Genomic DNA, 25575 nt, shown 5'->3' on the forward strand with positions numbered 1-25575 from the left:
AGACATTTGTTAATCCTTAAAACTTTATTATATAAGTATATTGAGAATGCTTTTATTGCATATATAATAAAGTAAAGGTTACAAAATCAGCAAACATACGTCTTAAATAATATGAAAACAAACATATTAAACAAAAAACTATTTTTTAGTATTGCTCTTTTATGTTACGTCTCTGTTTCTTTTTCTCAAAATAACGGACTCGTAAATATGAAAAAAAGTCGCAGTGCTATAATTTGTAATACTCCCATAGGAGCCGTAAAATGGACAAAGGGCTTTTGGGGTGATGAATTTAACGTATTAAGTAATACCTCGATCTGGAGCATGTGGAATACATGGGACACTCCTGAAATTTCTCACGGATTTAGAAATTTTGAGATTGCAGCAGGTGATATTGAAGGCGAACATATAGGACCTCCATTCCATGACGGAGACATGTACAAATGGCTAGAAGCTGCTGCTGCCGTATATGCTATAACTAAAGATAAAAAAATTGATGCACTCATGGATAAATTTATAAATGAGGTGTTGAAAGCTCAAAGGTCGGATGGATATATACATACACCAGTCATCATACAAGAAAGAAACAAGGGTATAGACTCACATAAAATAGATAAGACAATTATTGGTACTGAGGTAGGTAACAATAAAGAAAAGGTCGCTTTTGCTAACAGACTGAACTTTGAGACTTATAATCTCGGACATCTTATGACTGCAGCGGTTGTACACTACAGAGCAACAGGTAAACGTACTCTGCTTGACGCAGCAATAAAAGCCACTGATTTTCTGTGTCATTTTTATGAAACTGCATCTGCTGAACTTGCCAGAAATGCCATATGTCCATCACATTATATGGGTGTCATTGAAATGTATCGTACAACAGGCAATCCACGCTATCTCAAATTAGCAGAAAATCTTATAAACATACGAGGATTAGTAAATAACGGTACCGATGACAATCAAGACCGGATACCATTTAGAGAACAGTATGCTGCTATGGGACATGCAGTAAGAGCCAACTATCTCTATGCAGGCGTAGCTGATATTTATGCTGAAACAGGTGAAGACCAGCTAATGAACAATCTTACAAAGATATGGACTGATATTGTTAATCATAAAATGTATATTACAGGGGGGTGTGGAGCTCTTTATGATGGAACATCTCCAGATGGGACTAATTATACGCCTGACAGTATTCAGAAAGTTCATCAAGCATATGGCAGGGCTTATCAACTACCAAACTCTACCGCTCATAACGAAACTTGTGCGAATATAGGTAACCTGCTTTTCAATTGGCGAATGTTTGAAGTAACCGGTGACGCAAAATATACAGACATAGTTGAAACTGAATTATACAATGGCATATTGAGCGGAATTAGTCTAGATGGTGAAAAATACTTTTATACAAATCCTCTTCGTATAAGTAAAGATTTCCCTTATACACTGAGGTGGCCAAAGACTAGAGAAAAATACATTAGTTGCTTTTGCTGTCCTCCTAACACTTTGCGCACTCTATGCGAAGCACAGAATTATGCATATACGACGAGCAAAGGTAGACTATGGTGTAATATTTATGGCAGCAGTATATTAAAAACAAAAATAGGTAATGGCAATCTAAAGGTAACACAAACCACAGAATATCCTTACGATGGCAATATAACAATAGTTATTGACACAGTTTCACCAGACAACTCCTTAAATACAGTATGTTTGCGTATTCCAGGATGGTGTGATAGTGCTGCAATATCAGTCAATGGGGTAAAACAGAATGTTGAAATTTCTAAAGGAAAGTATTCTTCTATAAGCAGAAGATGGAAAAACGGTGATAAAATAAGACTGATGTTAGACATGCATCCCCAACTAATCGAGGCAAATCCATTAGTCGAAGAAGATAAAAACCAAGTTGCAGTAAAGCGTGGCCCAATTGTCTACTGCCTCGAATCAGCAGATATATCTAACGGTAAAAGTATCGATGATATTGCCATTCCTGAAAATATAAAACTAACGGAAAAGCGAATATCAATAGATAACCATTATATGGATGCTCTAGAGGGTGAAGCAATACTAAGATCAGGACATTCATGGAAAAATGTACTATATCGTAAAATAGAAAGTGACACCGATAAAATCAAGATAAGACTTATACCATATTATGCATGGGGTAATAGAGGTAATACAGAAATGACCGTATGGATGAACAGAAAATAATTATGAAAACAGTATTAAAGAAAGTTACTATATTATTAATCGGTTTGGTCTATTTTATAAACGTAGGAGCAACTGACATCTTTGTTGCTACATATGGTAATGATGCCAACGACGGTTTGAATAAACCACTATCATCACTATCAATGGCAATTAGAAAAGCTAGAGAGATAAGACGTAACTGTAAAACATCAGATAGCATAAAAATCCATATTAAAAAAGGGACATATAGACTATACGAACCAATATTTTTAAGACCAGAAGACTATAACATCGAGATTATTGGTGATTATGGAACTATTATAAGTGGAGGCATAACTGTAACAGGTTGGAAAAGAGACGGTAAGTTATGGGTAGCTGACGCACCTGATTTCAATGGCCATCCATTGGATTTTAGACAAATGTGGGTAAACGGGGTAAAGGCTGTAAGAGCTAGAGATGTCGTAGACTTTGAAAATATGCACCGCATAAAGAGTATCAATAAAGAAAAGAGGATTATATGGGTTCCAAAATCATCTATAGAAAAAGTGATACATTCTCAATATACAGAAATGGTTCTGCATGAAATGTGGTGTATTGCCAATCTTAGGATTAAGAATATTGTAATACAAGGAGACTCCGCAGGAATATCATTTCAAGAACCAGAAAGCAGTATTCAATTTGAACATCCATGGCCTAGTCCGATGGTAACAAAAGACGGCAAACAAAATTCGCCTTTCTATTTAACTAACTCTATGCAACTACTTGACAATGAGGGAGAATGGTATCATGACATACGTAGCGGAAAATTATATTACTATCCACGCGATAATGAAGATATGACTAACACCGAGGTAATAATACCAGCATTAGAAACATTGGTACAAATTACCGGTACGCCAGATTATGTCGTTAATAATATAACTTTCAGAAATATACAATTCGAGAACACGTCATGGATTAGGCCCTCTTACTACGGTCATGTGCCTCTACAGGCGGGTATGTACCTTACGGAAGCTTATAAGCTAAATCCAAAGATGGTAAGAAATGATGGAAATCACAAACTAGACAATCTAGGATGGCTTGGCCGTGCTAATGCAGCAGTAGAAATAAGAAATGGTAATGATATAAATTTCCGCAATTGCACATTTCAACACCTTGGTGGTAGCGGAATTGATTATATTATAGGAGACAAAAGAGGCATTGTAGACAGTTGCATTTTCAGAGATATAGCAATGAACGGATATGTATCCGGAAGTTTCTCTACTTCCGGAATAGAAGCACATCTGCCATACAATCCAAAAGACAAACGTGAAATATGCGAAATGCAAACTATAAATAATAGTATTTTTAAAGAAGTGGCTAACGAGGATTGGGGATGTGTAGCAATAGCTGCCGGATTTGTAGCAAATATAAATATTGAAAATAACAATATAAGTGAAATTCCATATACCGGAATCAGCCTTGGTTGGGGGTGGACATGTTCGCCAAATTGCATGCACGACAATCGCGTGTATGGAAATACAATATATCATTATGCCATGCATATGTACGACACAGCCGGAATTTATACACTGGGGGCACAACCAGGAACAGTTATATCTCACAACAAAATATACGGTATATACCACCCTTCTTATGTACATGATCCTGAACATTGGTTCTATCTATATACTGATGAAGGAAGTTCTGGTATTACAGTAAAAGACAACTGGACTGAAAGTGAGAAATTTCTTAAAAACGCGAATGGCCCTGGAAATATATGGAAAAACAATGGAAGAATAAAACAATAATGCAATCATGAATAAACGAATAGCAAATATAATTATATTATCGGCATTTACCTTATCTGTCTCTGCACAAACATGGATATGGTACCCTGGAGATTTTGAAATCTGGCTAGGTAACAATATGAACAACCAACGTACAGACCGTGGAACTTTTTTCCCTCCATTTTGGAAATCTGATAGTCACTATGTTACTGTCGAATTCAGCAAAAAGATTTCATTGGATAGGTCTGAAACCATAAACATATCTGCAGAAGGAAAATATAATGTAAAGATAGACGGCAAGCTGATGTTCGGTATGCCACATAAGATAACACTTGATAGTGGGTTCCACAGCCTCAACATCAAAGTATGGAATCAGTCAAGTCCTCCATCTATTTTCGTTGATGGTAATACAATAAAGAGCGATAGTACGTGGAAAGTAACAAATGAAGATAAAGAATGGATAGACGAAAGTGGCAAAGCAAGCGACACTTCTGCCAGTATATATATGGACGCCGGCTCTTGGAATTTTAACACAAAAGAAGAAAGACCATCTCTTTACAAATTAAAAACAGAACCTCGAAATCTGAAAGAATATATTAATAGTAAGTATCCTGGCAAGCTATATGATGCAGGTGCCGAAACATTTGGATATATTACGTTGAAAGGCATTAAAGGAAAAGGGCAAATCAGCATCTATTATGGAGAAAGTAAAGAGGAGGCTATGGATACTGATAAGTGTGAAACACTTGACAGACTAAGCATAGATAATTCAAAAATAACTAATATTTCCACAAACCAGACTAGTGATTTCAATACAGAATACACCATTAATCTTAGCAAAGCTTTCAGGTACATATATATTGTTAGTAACAACGATATTAGAATTGAAGATGTAAGTATGAAATATGAGTATCAGCCAGAAGTAAATCATAGTTCATTTGAATGTAATGACGAAACTATTAATAAGATATGGAACATTGGCATTTACACTTTGGGATTAACTACAAGAGAGTTTTTCATAGACGGAATAAAGCGCGACAGGTGGACTTGGAGCGGTGATGCCTATCAAAGTTATCTAATGAACTATTACAGTTTTTTTGACTCTGATTGTGTAAAGAGAACAATATGGCAATTACGCGGCAAAGACCCTGTTACGAGTCACATCAATACTATAATGGATTACACGTTCTACTGGTTTCTTGGCATATACGACTACTATATGTACAGTGGAGACAAACACTTTCTGAGTCAAATATATCCGCGAATGCAGACAATGATGGATTATGTACTCGGACGTTTAGACAATAACGGGATGGTTACCGGACTTACTGGAGATTGGGTATTCGTCGACTGGGCAGACAAACCGATGGATAAGCACGGTGATTTATCGTTTGAACAAGTACTGTTCTGCAAAAGCTTAGAGACAATGACACTATGCGCAAAAGTAACAGGGAATAATCCGGATGCCGGTAAATATCAAAAGTTATATACAGACCTGAAAGCTAAATTGATACCAACATTCTGGAATGAAAAAAAGCAAGCGATGGTACACAACTGTATCGAAGGCAAACAAAGCGAACAGATAACTAGATATTCTAATATCTTCGCTGTGCTATATAATTATCTCACAGAAAAACAGAAACAAGAGGTTAAGTCTTCTGTACTTGAGAACAACAATATAATGAAAATTACAACTCCATATATGAGATTTTATGAACTGGAAGCTTTATGCGCTATGGGCGAACAGACCAATGTCACGAAGCAGATTAAAGACTATTGGGGAGGTATGATACACGAAGGAGCAACTTCATTTTGGGAGAAATATAATCCTGATGAAAAAGGTAAACAACATCTGGCTATGTATGGCAGGCCCTATGGAAAGAGTCTTTGTCATGCGTGGGGAGCAAGCCCTGTTTATCTATTAGGAAAATATTATTTGGGTGTTAAACCAATAAAAGAAGGATACAAAGAATTTTCAATAACTCCTGTTTTGGGAGGATTAAAATGGATACGTGGTACAGTACCTACCCCGAATGGCTGCGTCAAAGTATATGCAGACAAAAATATGATAAGAGTGAAAGCAACAGAAGGCAATGGTTATCTTTATTTCCATTCTACTAAAAATCCACAAACTAATATCGGGGAAATAAATCGTATCAATAATAATTACTATCGTATATGGGTTAACACCAATCAAGAGGTTGTAATCTCACGATAATCACTTTTGCTAAAGATGGAACCGAATGTAAATAGTTTATTGTTAAATCTTTATTTCATTAATAATAAAGCACATCTACAGTCGTTTCCATCTACATGCAATTCTCTTTTTTCAAATTGAATTAAAACTACTTTTATATTTTGTGTGTCTGTTGTGTTGGTCTTTATGAATCTAATGCAGATTGTAGCTTTATTCTGCATAATAATTTTCCATTTGCTATCTTTTGATGTGCAAAAGTAGCAAATTGGTAGCAAATAGCCAAAATAAATAAGCATAAAGATATAATTATTTTATTTATCTTATCATTATGGTATTATATATATGAAATTGCTTTCATTTTCACACTTAACTCTTGTTTTTTCTATCAATATGAAAGAATATACATAATACATCCGTTTTATATTATCTTTAATTATTTATAAATTAGGTACAACCGTTAAATTAAAGTGAAAAGTGTTTTTAGCAACTGATAAAATTAAAAATAAAATACCACTATACCACTATGGCATGTAAGTTGTTAATTATCTGCATATTGCAGATATACTGGTATCAAAACAAATACCACTAAATACCACCGAAATACCACTTCACAGCTAAAAAGAACCATATTTTTTCAAAATCAAGTATTTTAGTAACGTTTTTATAATTGTGTAAAGCATTTCAGTAAGTATAACAACAAAGATGTATACCTAATTCAGGCATAGTCAAGCCAACAGACAATGCTATTGCAGAACGTGTCAATGGCATCATAAAGCAGGAATGGATTTATCGTATGAAAAGGCCCAAGAACATGGACGGGGCCATGCATATATTAAAAGATATCATATACTTCTATAACAATAAGAGGCCACATATGAGTAACATGATGAAGACACCGGCAGAGAAAAGGAGAAATTATGTTGGATGTTAACGCTCTTTGGAGGCTTCACGCCTCCAGCCGCTTGGCAAACCACCGTGGTGTTTTTCATAGTTCTTATGTTGGATATATGGTATTTTTATTTAACTTTGTAAGCAACAAAACATACATAGAACAATATGTAAAACATTTTCTTTGTGTTAAGCAAATCAGGAAGGCTTTTATATTTCTGTAAAGTGGATCAGTAAAGATTTTAATAATTTGTATAGTAATTCAGTAAGTATAACAACAAAGATGTATACCTAATTCAGGCATAGTCACCTAATTCAGGCATAGTCAGTGAAAGTAGGGCTACTTTACTGCAAAAGTTATGCTTTTACAATGTAATAGCTATCCTTTTACTAACTTAAAGCTATCCATTAGCTAACCAAAAGCTATGCTTTCGCAACCCAAGAGCTATGCTTTCAACAAAAGATATCAATTTGTCATGTAAAGTGGCATTTCGGTGGTATTTAGTGGTATTATATTATCGCCGAAACGCCCATAAACACTATACTTGTGGTAAAGTGGTATTTTTTAATAAAAATCTGTGGCGGAAAACCTTTAAATTACTAAATATCTATCAAGTACAAAAATTAGGGGTCATCAAAACGATGGCCCCCGGATTATTTTAAGGTTGACAAAAAGTCTTATATACTATCAAAGCCAATTTCCAAATTTACGTATATATATTTTCTTTATTATTTGAGTAAGCATACAATAACAGAACAGTATTCCGATGAGCCAGAAAAAATATGATAGAGGCAGTGGAACAAGTCCAATGGCTGCTCCTATACCTGTAAACGGAATTATACAACCTATCACCATCACCATTAATGTCAATCCCATCACAGGCCATGAAGCTCTGCTTTGTATAAATGGGATTCTACGTGTACGTATCATATGCACAATAAGTGTCTGAGATAACAAACCTTCTACAAACCATCCTGACTGGAATAAGGATTGATGTGCAGGACTATTACATCCGAATACATACCACATAAGCAGATATGTAAGAATATCAAAGACCGAACTGATCGGACCTATGCACAGCATAAATCTACTTAAATCAGAAGCATCCCATTTGCGTGGTTTCTTAAGATACTCGCCATCAAACTTATCAAAAGGTATAGATATCTGTGATGTATCATATAACAAGTTCTGTATTAACAGGTGAACAGGCATCATTGGAAGAAATGGCAAGAAAGCGCTAGCTGCTAACACACTGAACATATTTCCAAAGTTAGAACTAGTCGTCATCTTGATGTACTTCATCATATTGCCAAATGTTTTACGCCCCTCCATCACGCCATCTTCTAGCACCATAAGGTCTTTCTCCAAAAGAATTATATCTGAACTTTCCTTTGCTATATCCACTCCTGAATCAACAGAGATACCAACATCAGACTGTCTCAGGGCTGCTGCATCATTAATTCCGTCGCCCATAAATCCTACAGTATTTCCTAAATCCTGTAATAGAGTAATAATACGAGATTTGGCCAAGGGTGTAAGCTTAGAGAACAAAACAGTATCAGGCAGTTTCTCTTTAAGTTCTTCATCTGTCATCGCATCTATCTGCATACCTGTAAGTGAAGAAGTGCTATCCATACCGATATGACGCGCAACGGTTTTTACAATAGCCTCGTTATCACCAGAGAGGACTTTCACACTTACTCCATTTTCTTCCAACTTACGTATAGCATTTATTGCTGAAGGCTTTGGAGGATCAAGAAATGCCAAATAACCTATTAAGACCATATCATCCTCGTCTATTACAGAGAATTCGCCTCCCTTTTCCACATAACTCTTTTGAGCAACAGCGATGACTCTAAGGCCGTCTCTATTCATATCCTCAGTTATATCAAGAGACTTTCTACGGAGTTCGTCAGTAATATAACATACCCTGTCGCCTATTTCAACATGAGAGCATATTGACAGAACTTCTTCAACTGCACCTTTTGTTATGATCTGTCTCTTTCCACTATGATCTTCCACAACTACAGACATACGACGCCTGGTAAAGTCAAATGGTATTTCATCTACCTTATTGTAATCATCTGCAAGATGTTCCATCTGTAAATCTGATACATGGGCTAAGATTGCCTTATCCATAAGATTTTTGAGTCCTGTCTGGAAAAAACTATTATAATATGCATGTCTTAAAATCCGTCTGTCGTTATCATCGCTACCATCTGCATTTATATACTTTTCCAGTACGATGCTATCACATGTCAAAGTACCAGTCTTGTCTGTACAAAGTATATTCATAGCGCCAAAATTCTGTATAGCGTTCAAGTTCTTGACAATAACATTCTTTTTTGACATAGACACGGCGCCCTTAGATAATGTAGCTGTAACTATCATAGGAAGAATTTCAGGAGTCAGACCTACAGCTACTGAGACAGCAAAAATAAAAGCTTCGAGCCATTCTCCTTTTGTAAATCCGTTTACAAAGAACACAAAGGGTACCATTACCAACATAAACCTAATTAGCAACATACTTACCTTGGTTACACCTTTATCAAAAGACGTTTTAGCTCTCGTACCGGTTATACTTTTTGCGATTGCACCTAGATAAGTTTTATTTCCTATTGCAATAACAACACCTGTTGCAGAACCACTTATGACAGTTGTTCCCATATAACAAATATTGCCTAGGTCAACAACATTGCCAGCTGCTTTATCAATTGTTTCAATATCTGAGCGTTTTTCTACTGGCTCAGACTCACCAGACAAAGCTGACTGACTTACAAATAAGTCTTTGTTCTCAATGATCCTTATGTCAGCCGGAACCATATCGCCTGCAGAAAGATATACTATATCACCCGGTACAAGTTCAGAAATATCAATTTCAATATAGTCACTTTCATCAGCTCTTTTTACGGTACAGGTATTCTTAACCATCTTCATAAGTCCTTCGGTAGCTTCTCCTGCTTTCCATTCCTGCCAGAATCTAAGTATTGTGCTAGCCACAACCATTACACTTATTATTATAGGTCCGGTCCAGTCCTTACTACCAGAATCAGCCATAAGCACATCTAGTATTAGAGATATTATCACTAACACAGTCAGCACACCAATAAAGGGATTAATAAAAGCTTTGCATAAGAGTACAATCACACTCTTTTTCTGTTCATGAACAACGATATTTTCGCCGAATTCATCTCTCCTTTGATCTACCTCATCACGATTAAGACCAATAGTGTTAGTCTGCAATATAGCAAACACGTCTTTCACAGACTTATTAGCCATTTTCCACCACATCTTTTTACCCTCCGAAATTTAAAAGTGTAACAATTAGTTAATTATGGGTTGCAAAGGTAATGTAATATAAGATAAAAGCCGGTTAGAGAATCATTAAACCGGCATTAGAATTTCATTAGAATATAAAAAAGATTATATATGAGGTAAACTGATAATAAATGTTGTTCCTTCACCTTGCACAGAATTTACCTGGATAGTTCCTCCGTGTATATCAACAACCTTTTTTACTAAAGCCATACCGATACCGTTGCCTCTAGCATAAAGTTTATTACTACCCCTATAAAATGGTTCAAAAATTTTCTGAGCATCTTCCTTAGATATGCCTATACCATTATCAGAAAAACGTATTATTGCATTTTCCTCCCAAAAAGATATTCTTACTAAAGAACTCTTATCTCCAGAGAATTTACAATTATTTTCAATAATATTTCTAAATGCTGTAGTTAGCAGATAACTATTTCCATTTACTGTAATATAGGAGTCATCGTCTGCCTCTTGCTCGAATACTATTTCTACATCATATTGCGGATTTGCCTTAAGCACAATCGAACGAGCATCTAGTATAAGCTCATCAAGCCGTGTTGGCTCCTTGTTTATCTGCTCAGGCATATAGTCAGTCTTAGCCATATCTAAGAGTCCTTGTACTAATTTGACTATTCGATTAGAATCTTCTAGGACATTACCAATTGCCTGTTCATATTCTTCAGGGCTTCTTTTCTTCATCAATGTGAGCTCCATTTCTGCTATTAAAGCAGCCATCGGTGTACGTAATTCGTGGGATACATTACTAACAAACATCTTTTGCGATTCAAAAGCTTTCTCTAGTCTGTCGAGCATACTGTTGAAGGCTATGCTAAGCTCTCCCAATTCATCATTTTCATTATTTACAGGCAATCGCCTTTTTAGCTCTACTGCTGTTATACTTTCAGCCTCATCAACAATTTCAGAAACAGGTTTTAAGGCACTTCTTGATAAAAGCCATCCTACGCCACAAAGAACAGAAAGTCCAATAACTGATATAATAAAAAGGACTTCTTCTAATGCTCTTTCTTCAGCTATACCATATCCATCATAAGCAGCTGCTGTAACAATATATTCAGCTCCATTATACTTGTAAAGCTTTGCCAGAGCCTGATATTTACCTACATTGAAATAAATGATTTTATCTTTTTTGACCTGAGCAATCATTTCAGGTGTTTCGTTTACTATATCATTTTTTATAGCATCACTATATAACATCTTAAAGTTGGTTGTGTATACAGCCACTTCTACTTCATCTAGAAAAGCTCTATTATTATTATATATAGACTGCATCGTTTTAGGAGTTACCTCATTCTGCAAAAAAAGATGTGCTTTTGTTACTGCCTCGCGATTCAGATCATGGTAAAAGTCTCTGCTTCTGTTACGCTCGGTCATCAAGTATATAATACACATCAACAGAATAAATACGAATGCTGATATGGCAGCATACCTAAGTGTTAATCGTGTACGTATTTTCATGGATTATCTGTAAAAATAAACCCCATACCCACACGGGTATGAATAAGTTTAACATCAAAGTCCCGGTCTATCTTCTTCCTCAAATAGTTGATATATACATCAATAAAATTAGTGCCTGTATCAAAATGTGTATTCCACACTTTGTCTGCTATTTCCATTCTGGTAACAATACGATCGGAATTTTCTACCATATATACAAGTAGATTATACTCTTTAGGAGATAATTTTATTTCGGTTTCGCCTCTAGTAACCTTTTTACTCTTAAGATTTATCCTAAGATCAGCGTAGATAATGTCATTGTTTACATCCTTTATGTCATTGGTAGACCTTCTGAGCAATACATTTATACGTGCATTAAGTTCTCTAAAGTCAAAAGGTTTAACCATATAGTCATCTGCTCCTGCATCAAAGCCATCTAACTTATCGTCTGTTGTTCCTAGAGCTGTAAGCATAAGTATAGGCATAGACTGATCGATCTCCCGTATGCTCTTGCATAATTCGAAACCGTTCTTTTTTGGAAGTATAACATCTGATATCACCAAGTCAAATTTTGAACTTGTAAAGAGCCTGAAGCCCATCTCACCATCATAAGCCACTGCTACTTTATATCCGCTCTCCTCTAGACCACATTTAAGTAACGATGCCACACGTTCCTCATCTTCTATTACCAGAATAGTCAACATTTATTTATTTCAGAATTTTCTTCCTTCAAAATTACTTATTGCCTCTATCCATTTTTGTGGCATAAGCATTGATTCATGTTTTTCTAAATTATAAGCCACCATAATGGATGTACATCTGCATATAACCTCGTCTGTGTCCATATTATAGACTTCTTGCAAAAGATTAAAACTTTTATGACCTATTTTGTCAACTGCAGTGCGTACTGCAACTATATTATCACCCCTCAACTGAGATATGAAATCACATTCTATGTGAACAACCATTATTGCTTCTCTATCCCATTCTACATTTGGGCATACTTTTGCAATATAATCAGTCTTTGCAGTGTCGTAATACTGAAAGTAAATAGTATTATTTACGTGCCCGAATTTATCAACGTCATTAAACCTAATCTGCACCGGTAAGGTGTGATGAAATTCAATCTTTTCCATAATTATACATGTTTAGTCGGATGCAAAGATAGCACATTTAAATAGAACCGCAAAATATAATTGTTAAACATTATTTCGGCTGCCGATACGAATACTTGCTAACATACTAAAATATGAATATCTATTATTATATGTTTTATAACATAATATTGTCTGGTAAAGTAAAAATGAATAGAATAATTTTTAAAATAAATCTTATTACTTTTTGCTATAGTAAGTATTTTATATTACCTTTGCCTTGTAATAATTACAAAAAACGAAAATGAACAAAGTAAAAACAACAATATTAACTTTATTACTTTCTAGCACCGTACTAACAACCGCAACAGCACAGAGTTTCAACATTACAATAAAAGGAAGAGTATGTGATACAAATGGTAAAGGAATACCAGACGTTGTTGTAAATGACGGAGTACATTTCATAAAAACAGACATAAAAGGTTCCTATTCTATAACACCTGATACTATGGTTAGCAAGTTTATTGAGATATCTACCCCTGCAACATATGAATTGCCACAAAAAAGCGGCATTGCTAGCGGATTCTATGTAACAATAAAAAATGCAATAAAAGGCAATAAGCAAAAGGAATACTATGAGTTCAAATTGAAACCAAGAAAGGCCATTACAGATAAATTCTTTTATATTGCAATATCTGATCCACAAATGCTAAGCGAGCACGACTTTAACAGATGGAATACCGAAACGGTAGAGAATCTAAAAAAAGAAACTGCTAAGATGAAAAAGGAACATGAGGTTGTAGGAGCTACGCTTGGAGATCTTGTATTCGAAAATATAAGAATGTGGGGGAAATATAAAAAGTCAATAGAGAATCTTGGAATGACACTTTTCAATTGTATCGGAAACCACGACTTTGACAGCAGATTTCCAGAACTAATCAGAGCGAAAAAAGGTTCTTCTGGTTTTGCTGAAATGAATTATTATAGGTTTTTCGGACCAACTTGCTACTCTTTTAATATAGGTAAGATTCACATTGTAACAGTGAAAAATATCGATTATATGGGCAGAGGAAAATATGTAGAGAGAATGACACCCGGAGAAATAGCATGGTTGAAAAAAGATTTAAGTTTTGTACCTAAGGGGTCAACTATATTCGTTAATATGCATGCTGCAGCTTGGAACAAATGGGATAAATCTGGAAATCTTCGCAATTTTTCAGAACTGGAATCTATTTTGCGGGAGTATGACGCGCATGTATTTTGTGGACATACACATTACTATGAAAACGAAGAGCCAGCAGGTACACTATACCAACATAATATAGGTGCAGCTTGTGGTGCATGGTGGTTTGGCGATGTAAATAGAGATGGTGCTCCAAACGGATATTTGATTGTGGATGTTAACGGTAAAGATATTAAATGGCACTATAAATCTACAAAAGATCCTATTTCTTATCAATTCCGTATATATAGACAAGGTGAATTCCGCTCACAGAAAGATTATATTGTTGCAAATGTATGGGACTACGATAATAAATGTAAAATGGAATGGTACCAAGACGGAAAACTAATTGGTAATATGGATCAATTTTTGGACCAAGATGAAAATTATCTTAAGATTATGCGCAACAAGAACTATAGCTGCCATACATCACATCTGTTCAGAGTAAAGCCATCTGCTGAAGCAAAGAATATAGAGTTGGTATTCACTAACAGATTTGGAGAAAAATATGCTGAAACAATAAACTTAAAATAAACTAGTGATTGCATATGCAGTTAAAGAATATAATATACAAAATATGGGACTTATATTATGATGGGTTCAAAAATATGAGATTAGGAAAAACACTATGGATGATTATAATTGTAAAATTGATTATAATATTCGTGGTGCTAAAGATTTTCTTCTTTAATGATTTTTTGAGCGAAAAAGCTCCTAAAGGGAATAAAGCAGAATACGTATCAACTCAAATTATAGATAGAGTAAAACCTTAATTTTAAATAATATGATTTTATCAGACATTGACATTTCTACTATCGATTGGTCAAGAGCTCAGTTTGCTCTGACTGCAATCTATCATTGGCTCTTTGTACCTCTCACGTTGGGGCTTGCTCTTATAATGGGCATAATGGAGACCTGTTACTACCGAACGCGGAATGTTTTCTGGAAAGACACCGCTGTTTTTTGGCAGAAACTTTTTGGAATCAATTTTGCAATGGGTATAGCTACAGGTATAATACTTGAGTTTGAATTTGGTACTAACTGGAGCAACTATTCATGGTTTGTTGGAGACATCTTTGGAGCCCCCTTGGCAATAGAGGGTATTGTGGCCTTTTTTATGGAATCAACGTTCGTTGCAATAATGTTCTTCGGATGGAAAAAGGTCTCAAGAGGATTTCATCTTGCTTCTACATGGTTGACAGGAGCCGGTGCAACAATTTCTGCATGGTGGATTCTTGTAGCCAACTCATGGATGCAATATCCTGTTGGTCAAGAGTTTAATCCAGATACTGTAAGAAATGAAATGGTTAGTTTCGCACAGGTTGCTCTTTCACCCGTTGCAATAGATAAATTCTTCCATACCGTTATCTCCACTTGGGTAATTGGTGCAATTTTTGTTATAGCTGTAAGTTGTTGGTACCTAATAAAAGGACGTGAAAAGAAGATGGCTATAGCAAGCATCAAGATTGCAGCTATAATTGGATTAATATCTTCGCTGCTTGCCATACACACAGGAGATAACAGTGCATATATGGTTGCACAAACACAACCCATGAAATTAGCTGCAATAGAAGCATTATACGAAGGTGGCAATGGAGAAAACCTCACTGTAATATCATGCATTAATCCCTTTAAACAACCGGATTATTCAAATAGTAAACATGCTTCAGGTGGCATATCAATACCAAATTTACTTTCTCTTTTGGCAACTCACAATACAAATGGATTTGTTCCAGGTGTAAATGATATTATAAAAGGAGAATATTTAATGCGAAATGGCAAAAAAGCTATATCGTATGATGAAAAGATAAGCCGTGGAAAAGTCGCGATAAAAGCTCTTGGTGATTATCGCAAATCAAAAGCTATTGGCGATAATGAAGCGGCACAAAGGTCTGTAAAGATATTAAAGTCCAACATTGATTATTTTGGGTACGGGTATATAAAAGACAAAGGAGAGTTGGTTCCATATATTCCGATTTGCTTTTATGCCTTCAGAGTAATGGTTGGCCTTGGCATTTACTTTGTGATACTATTCGCCTGTATATTGTTTATAGTTTATCGCAAAGACATATCAACAATGAAGTGGATTCATATTATCGCATTATGCTCCCTACCACTTGGATATATTGTGAGTGAATCAGGATGGCTCGTTGCCGAATTCGGCAGACAACCATGGACAATTCAAGATATGCTACCAACATGTGCAGCTATATCCGATTTGCATCCAGGAGCTGTAATGACTACGTTCTTCATCTTTCTAGTACTTTTCTCTACACTTCTTACAGTTGAAATAAATATTATGTGTAAAGCTATAAAAAAGGGACCCGATCACAGCAAAGCAAATATTACTAATGATTAATGAAAGGATAATATTATGACATATACATTTTTACAGCATTATTGGTGGTTCTTAATATCACTTTTAGGAGCCCTTTTGGTTTTTCTCCTGTTTGTACAAGGTGGAAATTCACTACTAATGACTATAGGAAAATCAGATGAAAAAAGGCGTATGCTTGTTAATTCTACAGGACATAAGTGGGAATTTACATTCACAACATTAGTTACTTTTGGAGGAGCATTCTTTGCATCATTTCCTCTATTCTATTCAACAAGTTTTGGAGGGGCTTATTGGCTATGGATGATTATCCTGTTCACATTTGTACTTCAAGCCGTTAGTTATGAATTTCAGAATAAGATAGGAAATATATTAGGTAAAGGAACATTCCAAACCTTTCTTATGATTAATGGCATTCTTGGACCAATATTACTAGGAGGGGCAGTTGCTACGTTCTTCGACGGTTCGAACTTTATAATTGACAAAGGTAATCTAACAAATGGATTTTATCCTATAATTAGTAGATGGGCAAACGCGAGCAATGGACTTGATGCCCTACTCGACCCATGGAACCTTGTATTTGGACTTGCTGTTCTTTATTTATCTAGAGTTCTTGGCGGATTATACTTTATAAATAATATAGCTGATGATGAAATCAGACTAAATGCACGAAAAAGGCTCAAAATAGACTTTGTATTATTTCTGATAACATTTCTTGCCTTTCTAATTAGGACAATACTTAAAGATGGGTATGCTGTGAATCCAAACACAGGATTAATATTCATGGAACCAATGAAATATCTCAATAATATGATCCAGATGTGGTGGTTGACTGCTATTATGCTTGTAGGCGTAATACTTGTTTTATGGGGTACAGTAAAAACCCTGTTAAAAGATAAATATTACAGAGGTATATGGCCTACGGGAATAGGCGTAGTACTAACCGTACTCGCTCTACTGCTTTGTGCAGGATATAACAATACAGCCTATTATCCATCAAATGCAGACATACAAAGTTCGCTTACAATAGCCAACAGTTGCAGTAGTGAGTTTACATTGCGCACAATGGCTTATGTATCTATATTCATACCTTTTGTATTGGCATATATAGTTATCGCGTGGCGAGCTATGGATAAAAAGAAAATAGATAATAATGACATAAATGAAGGACAAGCATATTAAGCTTGTTCTTCATCATATATTCTATCAAAATACTTTTTGAGAAGCAAAGGCTGAATTAATATATCTCGTACCTCTGTTAATTTTGCAGCATTAGGTGAACCTTGTATCCAAAGATGGATATAACCTTCACTTGAGTATTTCTCATGCATATGCTTCTGGAATCTCTCCCATTGCCAATTTCTATCTTTATCAGGATACTTGTCTAAACCAAACTGTATTGCACGCCTAAAGACATGATCCGGATCAAGGTCTCTATCAGCCTCTGCGACAATCTTCCCATAGATGCTACGTGGTGCATGAGACGCCGATGCCCTATGATCTTCGATGGCATCTTTCATTATATTAAGTTGCTCATCACTAAACCAACGCTTCAGACGGGCATCAGTAATAAGTATTTTTCCACCAGTTATCTGATGAATTGCACGAGGACCAACAAGTCCCAAATCATGATATGCTGCTATTGTATAAGCCATATTGCAATCAGCTCCTACAGTCTTAGCCAGTTGAAGTGAACTCTTTATCACTTGCTGGACATGACTTATCTTATGAGCGCTATCAAATTCGGCATAGCGCGGTAGAATGTTTTTTTCTACGAATTCCATCAAATCAAGGCTTATTATTATGTCCATTATACAATTAATCTTCAATATTTTTGCAAATATACTATTTTATGTTTAATTTTGCAAGCTTAAAGTTTAAATTTATGGAAGTAGAGAATACTGTGATAAAGAATTCGATGAAAGCATGGGTTCTTGCAGCAAGACCTAAAACTTTGGCGGGAGCTGCTGTTCCTATAATGGTGGGTGTAGCGCTAGCTTTTGTTGACAGCAGGATGTACTCTATAAATGCGTTCAGCGTAAATGCAGCTATACTCTGTTTGCTATTTGCTTTCATAATGCAGATAGATGCTAACTTCATCAACGACTTTTTTGATTACGTAAATGGCAATGACGATAATACCAGATTAGGCCCAAGAAGGGCTTGCGCCCAAGGGTGGATAAGTGTAAACGCTATGAAAAAAGGTATTGCTCTGACCACAACTATTGCATGTGCCGTAGGTTTACCTCTTGTATTATACGGAGGACTTGAAATGGTACTTATTGGACTGATATGTATTGTATTCTGTTTCCTTTATACCACACATCTTTCTTATTTGGGTATGGGAGATGTCCTAGTACTTGTCTTTTTTGGTATCATACCGGTATGCATATCTTATTATATACAGTTGCACACCGTAACTTTAGAGTGTTTCATTATTTCTTTAGCATGCGGACTCGTAATTGACACTTTATTAATAGTAAATAATTTCCGTGACATACAGAATGACATGAAAGTTGGAAAAAAAACTATTGCAGTAACATTTGGAGCAAAACCAACACTCTATCTGTATCTTATTATCGGATTTATAGCCTGCGGGCTGTGCTTCATTTTCTTTAAATCAGGTCGCATATGGGCTGCAATACTTCCGTTGGTATATCTTGCATTCCATTTCTTCACGTTTAGAAGAATGGCTTATATAAAAAAGGGGAAAGCCCTTAACATTATACTTGGGATGACTGCCAGGAATATATTCATATTCGGATTGATGGTAACACTGGGTATATTATTAAAATAGAAATTATAAATTATGAGAAATATAAATAGAAATGATTCTAACAATTATAACCTTTATACGGTAAACGAGGAATCTGGAATATTAGAGTTCTTGCTTAAGAATGTTAATGGTGAGAGTAAAACTAAAATAAAAGCTACATTAAACGGAAGGGGCATAAAGGTAAACGGTAAAACTGTTTCGCAATTTGACTACATGCTAAAACCAGGAATGAAAGTTTCTGTAAGTAAAACTAAGAAAAATAACCCTTTCAAAAGTCGATATGTCAAGATTGTATACGAAGACAAGTGGCTAGTTGTAATAGAAAAGAACATAGGTATTTTATCTATGGCCGGAGGACACTCATCACTAAACGTAAAATCTGTACTGGATGAATACTTCAGAAAAAGCAGACAAAAGTGTACAGCTCATGTTGTACACCGACTAGATAGGGATACTAGTGGACTGATGATTTATGCCAAAGATATTGAAACAGAACAAATATTGGAGCATAATTGGCATCAAATAGTCTACGACCGCAGATATGTAGCTGTAGTAAGTGGCGAAATGGAAAACGATGAAGGAACTGTAAATAATTGGCTTAAAGATAACAAAGCATACATTACATATTCTTCACCAATTGATAACGGTGGAAAATATGCCGTTACCCATTACCATGTATTAAAACGTACCACAGACCATTCACTAGTAGAATTTAAGTTGGAAACTGGCCGTAAAAACCAGATTAGAGTACATACTCAAGACCTTGGCCATCCTGTATGTGGAGACATTAAATACGGTAATGGTGACGATCCTTTACACAGACTGTGTCTACATGCCTATATGTTGTGTTTTACACATCCAGCAACTGGAGAACCGATGGAATTTGAAATTCCTATTCCTACTATATTCAGAAGTTTATTTAAATAAAATATCTATTAATGAGTACTATATATGGTTACATATCAGCAATAATTGTGCTGATACTTGCAATACTTATTGTTAAAAAAGTGGCAGGCTGCCTATTCAAGACTGTTATATCTGTTATTACTATTGGCGTCTTGGTGGCCCTATATTATTACTTCAAGCAGTAGTTAGTTTCGCTTTTAATTTGTTCCCCAACTTAAACAGAAAAGCCCTCGCTTCTTATTCTGTTTGATTTGGGAGAATTATTGTATATATCATTAATAAAGGATACCTTGAAACAATACAATTCAAGGATCCTTTTGTGATTCTCATAAATATTTTAATTTTACTCTAATATTATAGACGTTACAAAACGTAAAAATACCTAAAGCAAACATTTTTATCAAACCATATAGAACAATTGCCAAACTTCGGTTGAATAACATTTGGTAATGTAAAAAAAATATTGTAGATTTGCACCCAATTTATTAATAATAAGGTAATTAGAGAATGATAACAGTTACAAATCTTGCAATCCAATTCGGAAAACAAGTCCTTTATAAGGATGTCAACATCAAGTTTACTAACGGTAATATATACGGAGTAATCGGTGCTAACGGTGCCGGGAAATCTACTCTGCTTAGAGCCATAAGCGGTGAACTGGAACCGACAAAGGGAACAATAGAGATGGGATCTGGTGAACGCCTTTCTATATTGGAGCAGGACCACTTTAAATATGATGAATTTAAAGTCCTAGATACCGTACTTATGGGACATCAGCCTCTCTGGCAAAACATGAAGGAGCGAGAAACTCTCTATATGAAAACGGAATTCAGTGATGAAGATGGCAATCATGTTGCTGAACTAGAAGAAAAATTTGCAGAAATGGGCGGATGGAACGCAGAGAGTGATGCTGCACAGATGCTTTCTAATCTTGGCATAAAAGAAAACTTGCACCAAAAGCAGATTAGTGAATTGTCTAACACAGAGAAAGTACGTGTAATGCTTGCTAAGGCATTATTTGGAAATCCAGATAATTTATTACTAGATGAACCTACCAATGACTTGGACCTAGAAACTGTTACATGGCTTGAAGATTATCTTAGCAATGTTGAGCAAACAGTACTTGTTGTGAGCCATGACAGACATTTCCTCGATGCCGTTAGTTCACAAACAGTAGATATTGACTTTGGTAAAGTCTCTATATTTGCAGGTAACTATACTTTCTGGTATGAGAGCTCACAGTTGGCATTGCGCCAAGCGCAGAATCAACGTCAGAAAGCTGATGAAAAACGTAAAGAACTAGAAGAGTTCATTCGTCGATTTTCTGCTAATGTCGCAAAAAGTAAGCAGACAACAAGCCGAAAGAAAATGCTTGAAAAACTTAATGTTGAAGAAATCAAACCATCTTCGCGTAAATATCCTGGAATTATATTCCAAATGGAGCGTGAACCTGGTAATCAAATTTTGGAAGTAAATAATCTTAAGGCTGTTGAGTCTGATGGTACTGTACTTTTTGATCATATCAACTTTAATATCGAAAAAGGTCAAAAAGTAGTTTTTCTAAGCCACAATTCTAAGGCTATGACCGCACTTTTTGACATTATAAACGGTAATCGTACTGCGGATGCTGGAGAATACAAATGGGGAGTTACAATAACTACAGCTTATCTACCTTTGGATAACACGGAGTTTTTCAATAGTGATAATAACTTAGTAGATTGGCTCGGACAATTCGGTGTAGGTAACGAAGTTATGATGAAAGGATATTTAGGAAGGATGCTGTTCAGCGGAGAGGACGTTATGAAAAAAGTAAATGTACTTAGCGGTGGAGAAAAAATGAGATGTATGATTGCACGTATGCAACTTAAAAATGCGAACTGCCTTATTCTTGATACTCCGACTAACCACTTGGATTTGGAGAGTATTCAAGCTTTCAATAATAACCTTACACAATTTAAGGGTAATATATTATTTTCAAGTCACGACCACGAATTCATTGAAACTGTTGCAGATCGCATCATTGAACTTACGCCTAGTGGTACAATTGATAAGCTTATGGATTACGACCAATATATCTATGACGAGGATATAAAGGCACAAAAAGAAAAGATGTATAACGTATAGACTTTGGCAAGCTTTTTGTTATATGATTGATAGGTTTTACAAAATTATTAATCATGAGCAAACATAGACAGAACAATATGAGTAAAGAAGAAAAAATAAAAAAGAACGTTGAAGACGAAAAAAAAGTAGATACTACAAACGTCGAGAAAAACGAAGTTGATAATACAGAAGACACAACTGCAAAGGATGAAGATTCGCAAAAAGAAGCAAACTCTCAGGAAAATGAGCAGGAAATAAAAGATCCTCTGGAATTGGCTAACGCAAAAATAGATGAACTTAAAGATAAATATCTTAGAGCTGTAGCTGAATTTGATAATTATCGTAAACGCACAATAAAAGAAAAAGCAGAATTGATTCTCAATGGTTCTGAAAGAACTATTTCTGCTGTATTACCCATATTAGATGATATGGAGAGAGCGCTTGCAAATTCAGATAAGACAGAAGACCCAAAAGTTTTGAAAGAAGGGATGGACCTTATATTTCAGAAGTTTGGCAAAGTGCTTGAAGGACTTGGACTAAAAAAGATTGATACGACAGACAAAGACTTTGATACAGACTTCCACGAAGCTATTGCTATGGTACCTGGTATGGGAGAAGATAAAAAAGGAAAGGTACTTGACTGCGTTCAAGCCGGATATACTCTAAATGACAAAGTTATACGTCACGCAAAAGTGGCTGTGGGACAATAAGAATAAGACAAAATGGCAAAAAGAGACTACTATGAAGTGCTTGGAGTAAACAAAAGCGCCTCTGAAGATGAGATAAAAAAAGCATACCGAAAGATTGCTATAAAATATCATCCGGACCGAAATCCAGGTGACAAAAAGGCAGAAGAAAAGTTCAAAGAAGCTGCAGAGGCTTATGATGTACTGCATGATGCTCAGAAGAAGCAACAGTATGACCAATTCGGTTTCGATGCACCTGGATCTGGTGGATTTGGTGGAGGTTTCAATGGAAATATGAATATGGATGATATATTCTCTATGTTCGGGGATATTTTTGGAGGCCATGGCGGATTTAGCGGATTTGGGGGTGGAAGACAGTCTCGCCCACAACAATTTCGTGGTAGTGACTTACGACTTAAGGTTAGACTTGGTTTAGAGGAAATTGCTAATGGTGTTACAAAAAAATTCAAAGTAAAGAAAGATATAACTTGTTCACACTGCAATGGAACAGGAGCTGAAACAGGTAGTTCTTCTGAAACTTGTCCAACATGTCATGGTAGCGGATACATTACTCATACTACTCAGAGTATTTTCGGAATGATGCAAACACAAGGAGTTTGTCCTACTTGTGGAGGCGAAGGCAAAGTAATAAAGAACAAATGTCATATTTGTGGTGGCTCTGGTGTAACTAAAGGTGAAGAGGTCGTTGAAATAAACATCCCTGCAGGTGTAGCTGAAGGCATGGTTGTGAATGTTCCAAACAAGGGTAATGCTGGAAAACGTAACGGCATGGCCGGTAACATACAAGTCTACATAGAAGAAGAAGAAAATGACACATTTGTAAGAGATGGTCAGGACCTCATATATAATCTATTACTAGACTTCCCTACAGCAACATTAGGTGGAACTGTAGAAATTCCGACAATTACCGGGAATAAACTTAAAATGAAAATTGACGAAGGTACTCAACCTGGTAAAACGATGCGCCTTAAAGGGAAAGGACTTCCTGCTGTAAGGGGTTATGGCAATGGCATAGGTGACATTATAATAAATATTAGCGTATACGTTCCAAAATTCCTAAATAGAGAAGAAAAAGAAACTATTGAAAAAATGAGGGATAGCGATAATTTCAAGGGTGACTCAGATACCAAACGAAGTATCTTCCAAAAATTCAAAAATTATTTTAATTAAAAAATTATCATATGGGCCGCACTATAAAAATGTGCGGCTCACATATTTGGTATGGACTACAAAGAAACAATAAATTATCTATACAATAGTGCACCAATGTTCGAAAAAGTAGGAGCTGGTGCTTACAAAGAAGGACTTAGTAACACTCGTGCCCTTGATGAACATTTCTGTCATCCACATAAAAATTACAGGACAATACATGTCGCTGGCACAAACGGTAAAGGATCGGTTTCGCATACTTTAGCGTCTATACTACAACTGGAGGGATATAAAGTTGGTTTATATACATCACCACACCTTGTAGATTTCCGTGAACGAATAAGAGTTAACGGTCAGACTATCAGTGAAAAATATATTATAGACTTTGTAGCTAATGAACGTGCATTTTTTGAACCACTACATCCATCTTTCTTCGAAATAACGACAGCTCTTGCATTCAAATATTTTTCAGATATGAACATTGACATTGCAGTTATCGAAGTAGGGCTTGGAGGACGACTTGATTGTACAAATATAATAACTCCCACTCTATCTGTGATTACAAACATAAGCTTTGATCATACACAGTTTCTTGGTAACACGCTTGCAAAAATAGCTTCGGAGAAAGCTGGTATCATCAAAAAAGGCGTACCTATTGTAATCGGAGAATATGTTGACGAAACGAGACCTGTATTTGAAGCCAAAGCCAAAGAGATGGGAGCAAATATATTCTATGCTGAAGACGAAAAAGAAATTATAAGTTCTGAGCCAACAGATGAAGGCGGAAGATTGTATCATACTAAAAATTTAGGTACAATATATGGTGAACTTGGAGGATTATGCCAAGAGAAGAACTCTAACACTGTTTTTTGTGCTCTAAAAAGAATGGGAGAACTCGGTCTTATAACAAAAATAGACGATAATATGTCATCAAATTACAAGTGTATCCACGATGGATTTAAAAATGTTTGTGAATTAACAGGATTAATGGGTAGATGGCAAATAGTAAATGATAATCCAAAAGTAGTATGTGATACTGGACATAATGTAGGAGGATGGACGTTTTTGAGTCAACAACTCAATTCTGTTAAATGCAAAAACATGCGTATCATATTCGGTATGGTTAACGATAAGGATGTAAACAGTGTAATGGAAATGCTACCAAAAAATGCGATATATTACTTTACAAAAGCTAAGATTGGAAGAGCCATTAATGAAAAAGAAATACAACAAACCGGACTTCGACATGGTATTAGTGGGAATGCATACCCAACTGTTGAAAAAGCATATAAAGACGCAATAAAAGACGCAGACAAAGATGACTTCGTATTTATAGGCGGAAGCAGCTATATAGTATCCGATTTCCTGTCGAGTTTGATTTAGTTGTTTTTAACACACCATACAGTCTATTTTTAATATTTTCTTTTGCTAAATTCATTTTTTTTCTCTTACTTTGCAGATTAAGTTTAGTAAC

20 protein-coding genes are annotated in these 25575 nt (G+C 35.6%); 15 read left to right on the forward strand and 5 right to left on the reverse strand.

The window, feature by feature from the left end; genetic code table 11:
- Positions 1-111: 111 nt before the first annotated feature.
- The 4 genes from XYLOR_RS05015 to XYLOR_RS13565 all read left to right on the forward strand — a co-directional run bounded on the left by XYLOR_RS05015 (position 112) and on the right by XYLOR_RS13565 (position 7081).
- A complete protein-coding gene (locus XYLOR_RS05015; protein ID WP_036877520.1) occupies positions 112-2205 on the forward strand; it encodes an aceric acid hydrolase in 2094 nt (697 codons plus the stop codon).
- A 2-nt stretch (positions 2206-2207) separates the two neighbouring features.
- Complete coding sequence (locus XYLOR_RS05020; RefSeq protein ID WP_154655671.1) at positions 2208-3974, forward strand: right-handed parallel beta-helix repeat-containing protein; 1767 nt, start codon at positions 2208-2210, stop codon at positions 3972-3974.
- A 7-nt stretch (positions 3975-3981) separates the two neighbouring features.
- Complete coding sequence (locus tag XYLOR_RS05025; protein WP_036877522.1) at positions 3982-6171, forward strand: alpha-L-rhamnosidase-related protein; 2190 nt, start codon at positions 3982-3984, stop codon at positions 6169-6171.
- 700 nt (positions 6172-6871) lie between these two features.
- Positions 6872-7081 (forward strand): integrase core domain-containing protein, encoded by a 210-nt coding sequence (locus XYLOR_RS13565; RefSeq protein ID WP_084608523.1) that lies wholly within the window; start codon positions 6872-6874, stop codon positions 7079-7081.
- Positions 7082-7726: 645 nt separating this feature from the next.
- Here XYLOR_RS13565 and mgtA read toward each other — a convergent pair.
- The 4 genes from mgtA to XYLOR_RS05045 form a co-directional block, all read right to left on the reverse strand.
- A complete protein-coding gene (gene mgtA / locus XYLOR_RS05030) occupies positions 7727-10318 on the reverse strand; it encodes a magnesium-translocating P-type ATPase (protein WP_245601948.1) in 2592 nt (863 codons plus the stop codon).
- Between the two features lie 144 nt (positions 10319-10462).
- Entirely contained in the window at positions 10463-11830 is a 1368-nt protein-coding gene (locus XYLOR_RS05035) for a HAMP domain-containing sensor histidine kinase (RefSeq protein ID WP_036877525.1), read from the reverse strand.
- Complete coding sequence (locus XYLOR_RS05040) at positions 11827-12513, reverse strand: response regulator transcription factor (RefSeq protein ID WP_036877526.1); 687 nt, start codon at positions 12511-12513, stop codon at positions 11827-11829. The genes XYLOR_RS05035 and XYLOR_RS05040 overlap by 4 nt, the downstream gene beginning before the upstream one ends.
- Before the next feature lie 9 nt (positions 12514-12522).
- Complete coding sequence (locus tag XYLOR_RS05045; RefSeq protein ID WP_036877528.1) at positions 12523-12945, reverse strand: acyl-CoA thioesterase; 423 nt, start codon at positions 12943-12945, stop codon at positions 12523-12525.
- A gap of 262 nt (positions 12946-13207) precedes the next feature.
- Here XYLOR_RS05045 and XYLOR_RS05050 point away from each other — a divergent pair, with 262 nt between their 5' ends.
- From XYLOR_RS05050 to XYLOR_RS05065, 4 genes are read left to right on the forward strand one after another with little or no spacing between them, the layout of a single operon-like run.
- Positions 13208-14659 carry a calcineurin-like phosphoesterase C-terminal domain-containing protein gene (locus XYLOR_RS05050; protein ID WP_036877530.1) on the forward strand — a complete coding sequence of 484 codons (1452 nt, stop codon included), beginning with the start codon at positions 13208-13210 and terminating at the stop codon, positions 14657-14659.
- Between the two features lie 14 nt (positions 14660-14673).
- Complete coding sequence (locus XYLOR_RS05055) at positions 14674-14898, forward strand: DUF4492 domain-containing protein (protein ID WP_036877531.1); 225 nt, start codon at positions 14674-14676, stop codon at positions 14896-14898.
- An 11-nt stretch (positions 14899-14909) separates the two neighbouring features.
- Positions 14910-16484, forward strand: coding sequence for a cytochrome ubiquinol oxidase subunit I (locus XYLOR_RS05060; protein ID WP_036877533.1), 1575 nt, complete (start codon positions 14910-14912; stop codon positions 16482-16484).
- 15 nt (positions 16485-16499) lie between these two features.
- On the forward strand, positions 16500-17642 hold the full coding sequence (locus XYLOR_RS05065) for a cytochrome d ubiquinol oxidase subunit II (protein WP_036877535.1): 1143 nt from the start codon (positions 16500-16502) through the stop codon (positions 17640-17642).
- Here XYLOR_RS05065 and XYLOR_RS05070 read toward each other — a convergent pair.
- A complete protein-coding gene (locus tag XYLOR_RS05070; RefSeq protein ID WP_036877536.1) occupies positions 17639-18271 on the reverse strand; it encodes an HD domain-containing protein in 633 nt (210 codons plus the stop codon). The genes XYLOR_RS05065 and XYLOR_RS05070 overlap by 4 nt on opposite strands.
- 74 nt (positions 18272-18345) lie before the next feature.
- On the opposite strand from XYLOR_RS05070, the gene menA reads away from it, so the two are divergent.
- From menA to XYLOR_RS05105, 7 genes are all read left to right on the forward strand, one after another.
- Complete coding sequence (menA, locus tag XYLOR_RS05075) at positions 18346-19257, forward strand: 1,4-dihydroxy-2-naphthoate octaprenyltransferase (RefSeq protein ID WP_036877537.1); 912 nt, start codon at positions 18346-18348, stop codon at positions 19255-19257.
- 12 nt (positions 19258-19269) lie between these two features.
- The gene (locus XYLOR_RS05080; RefSeq protein ID WP_036877538.1) at positions 19270-20163 is read left to right on the forward strand and encodes an RluA family pseudouridine synthase; all 894 of its coding nucleotides are present in this window, start codon (positions 19270-19272) and stop codon (positions 20161-20163) included.
- An 11-nt stretch (positions 20164-20174) separates the two neighbouring features.
- Complete coding sequence (locus XYLOR_RS05085; RefSeq protein WP_036877541.1) at positions 20175-20327, forward strand: hypothetical protein; 153 nt, start codon at positions 20175-20177, stop codon at positions 20325-20327.
- A gap of 322 nt (positions 20328-20649) precedes the next feature.
- Positions 20650-22266, forward strand: coding sequence for an ABC-F family ATP-binding cassette domain-containing protein (locus XYLOR_RS05090; RefSeq protein WP_036877542.1), 1617 nt, complete (start codon positions 20650-20652; stop codon positions 22264-22266).
- A gap of 53 nt (positions 22267-22319) precedes the next feature.
- On the forward strand, positions 22320-22955 hold the full coding sequence (locus tag XYLOR_RS05095) for a nucleotide exchange factor GrpE (protein ID WP_374057283.1): 636 nt from the start codon (positions 22320-22322) through the stop codon (positions 22953-22955).
- Positions 22956-22967: 12 nt separating this feature from the next.
- On the forward strand, positions 22968-24122 hold the full coding sequence (gene dnaJ / locus XYLOR_RS05100; RefSeq protein ID WP_036877545.1) for a molecular chaperone DnaJ: 1155 nt from the start codon (positions 22968-22970) through the stop codon (positions 24120-24122).
- A gap of 51 nt (positions 24123-24173) precedes the next feature.
- Positions 24174-25484, forward strand: coding sequence for a bifunctional folylpolyglutamate synthase/dihydrofolate synthase (locus XYLOR_RS05105; protein WP_036877547.1), 1311 nt, complete (start codon positions 24174-24176; stop codon positions 25482-25484).
- The last annotated feature ends 91 nt before the right edge of the window (positions 25485-25575 follow it).

The sequence above is a fragment of the Xylanibacter oryzae DSM 17970 genome, assembly GCF_000585355.1.
Classification (GTDB): Bacteria; Bacteroidota; Bacteroidia; order Bacteroidales; family Bacteroidaceae; genus Prevotella; species Prevotella oryzae.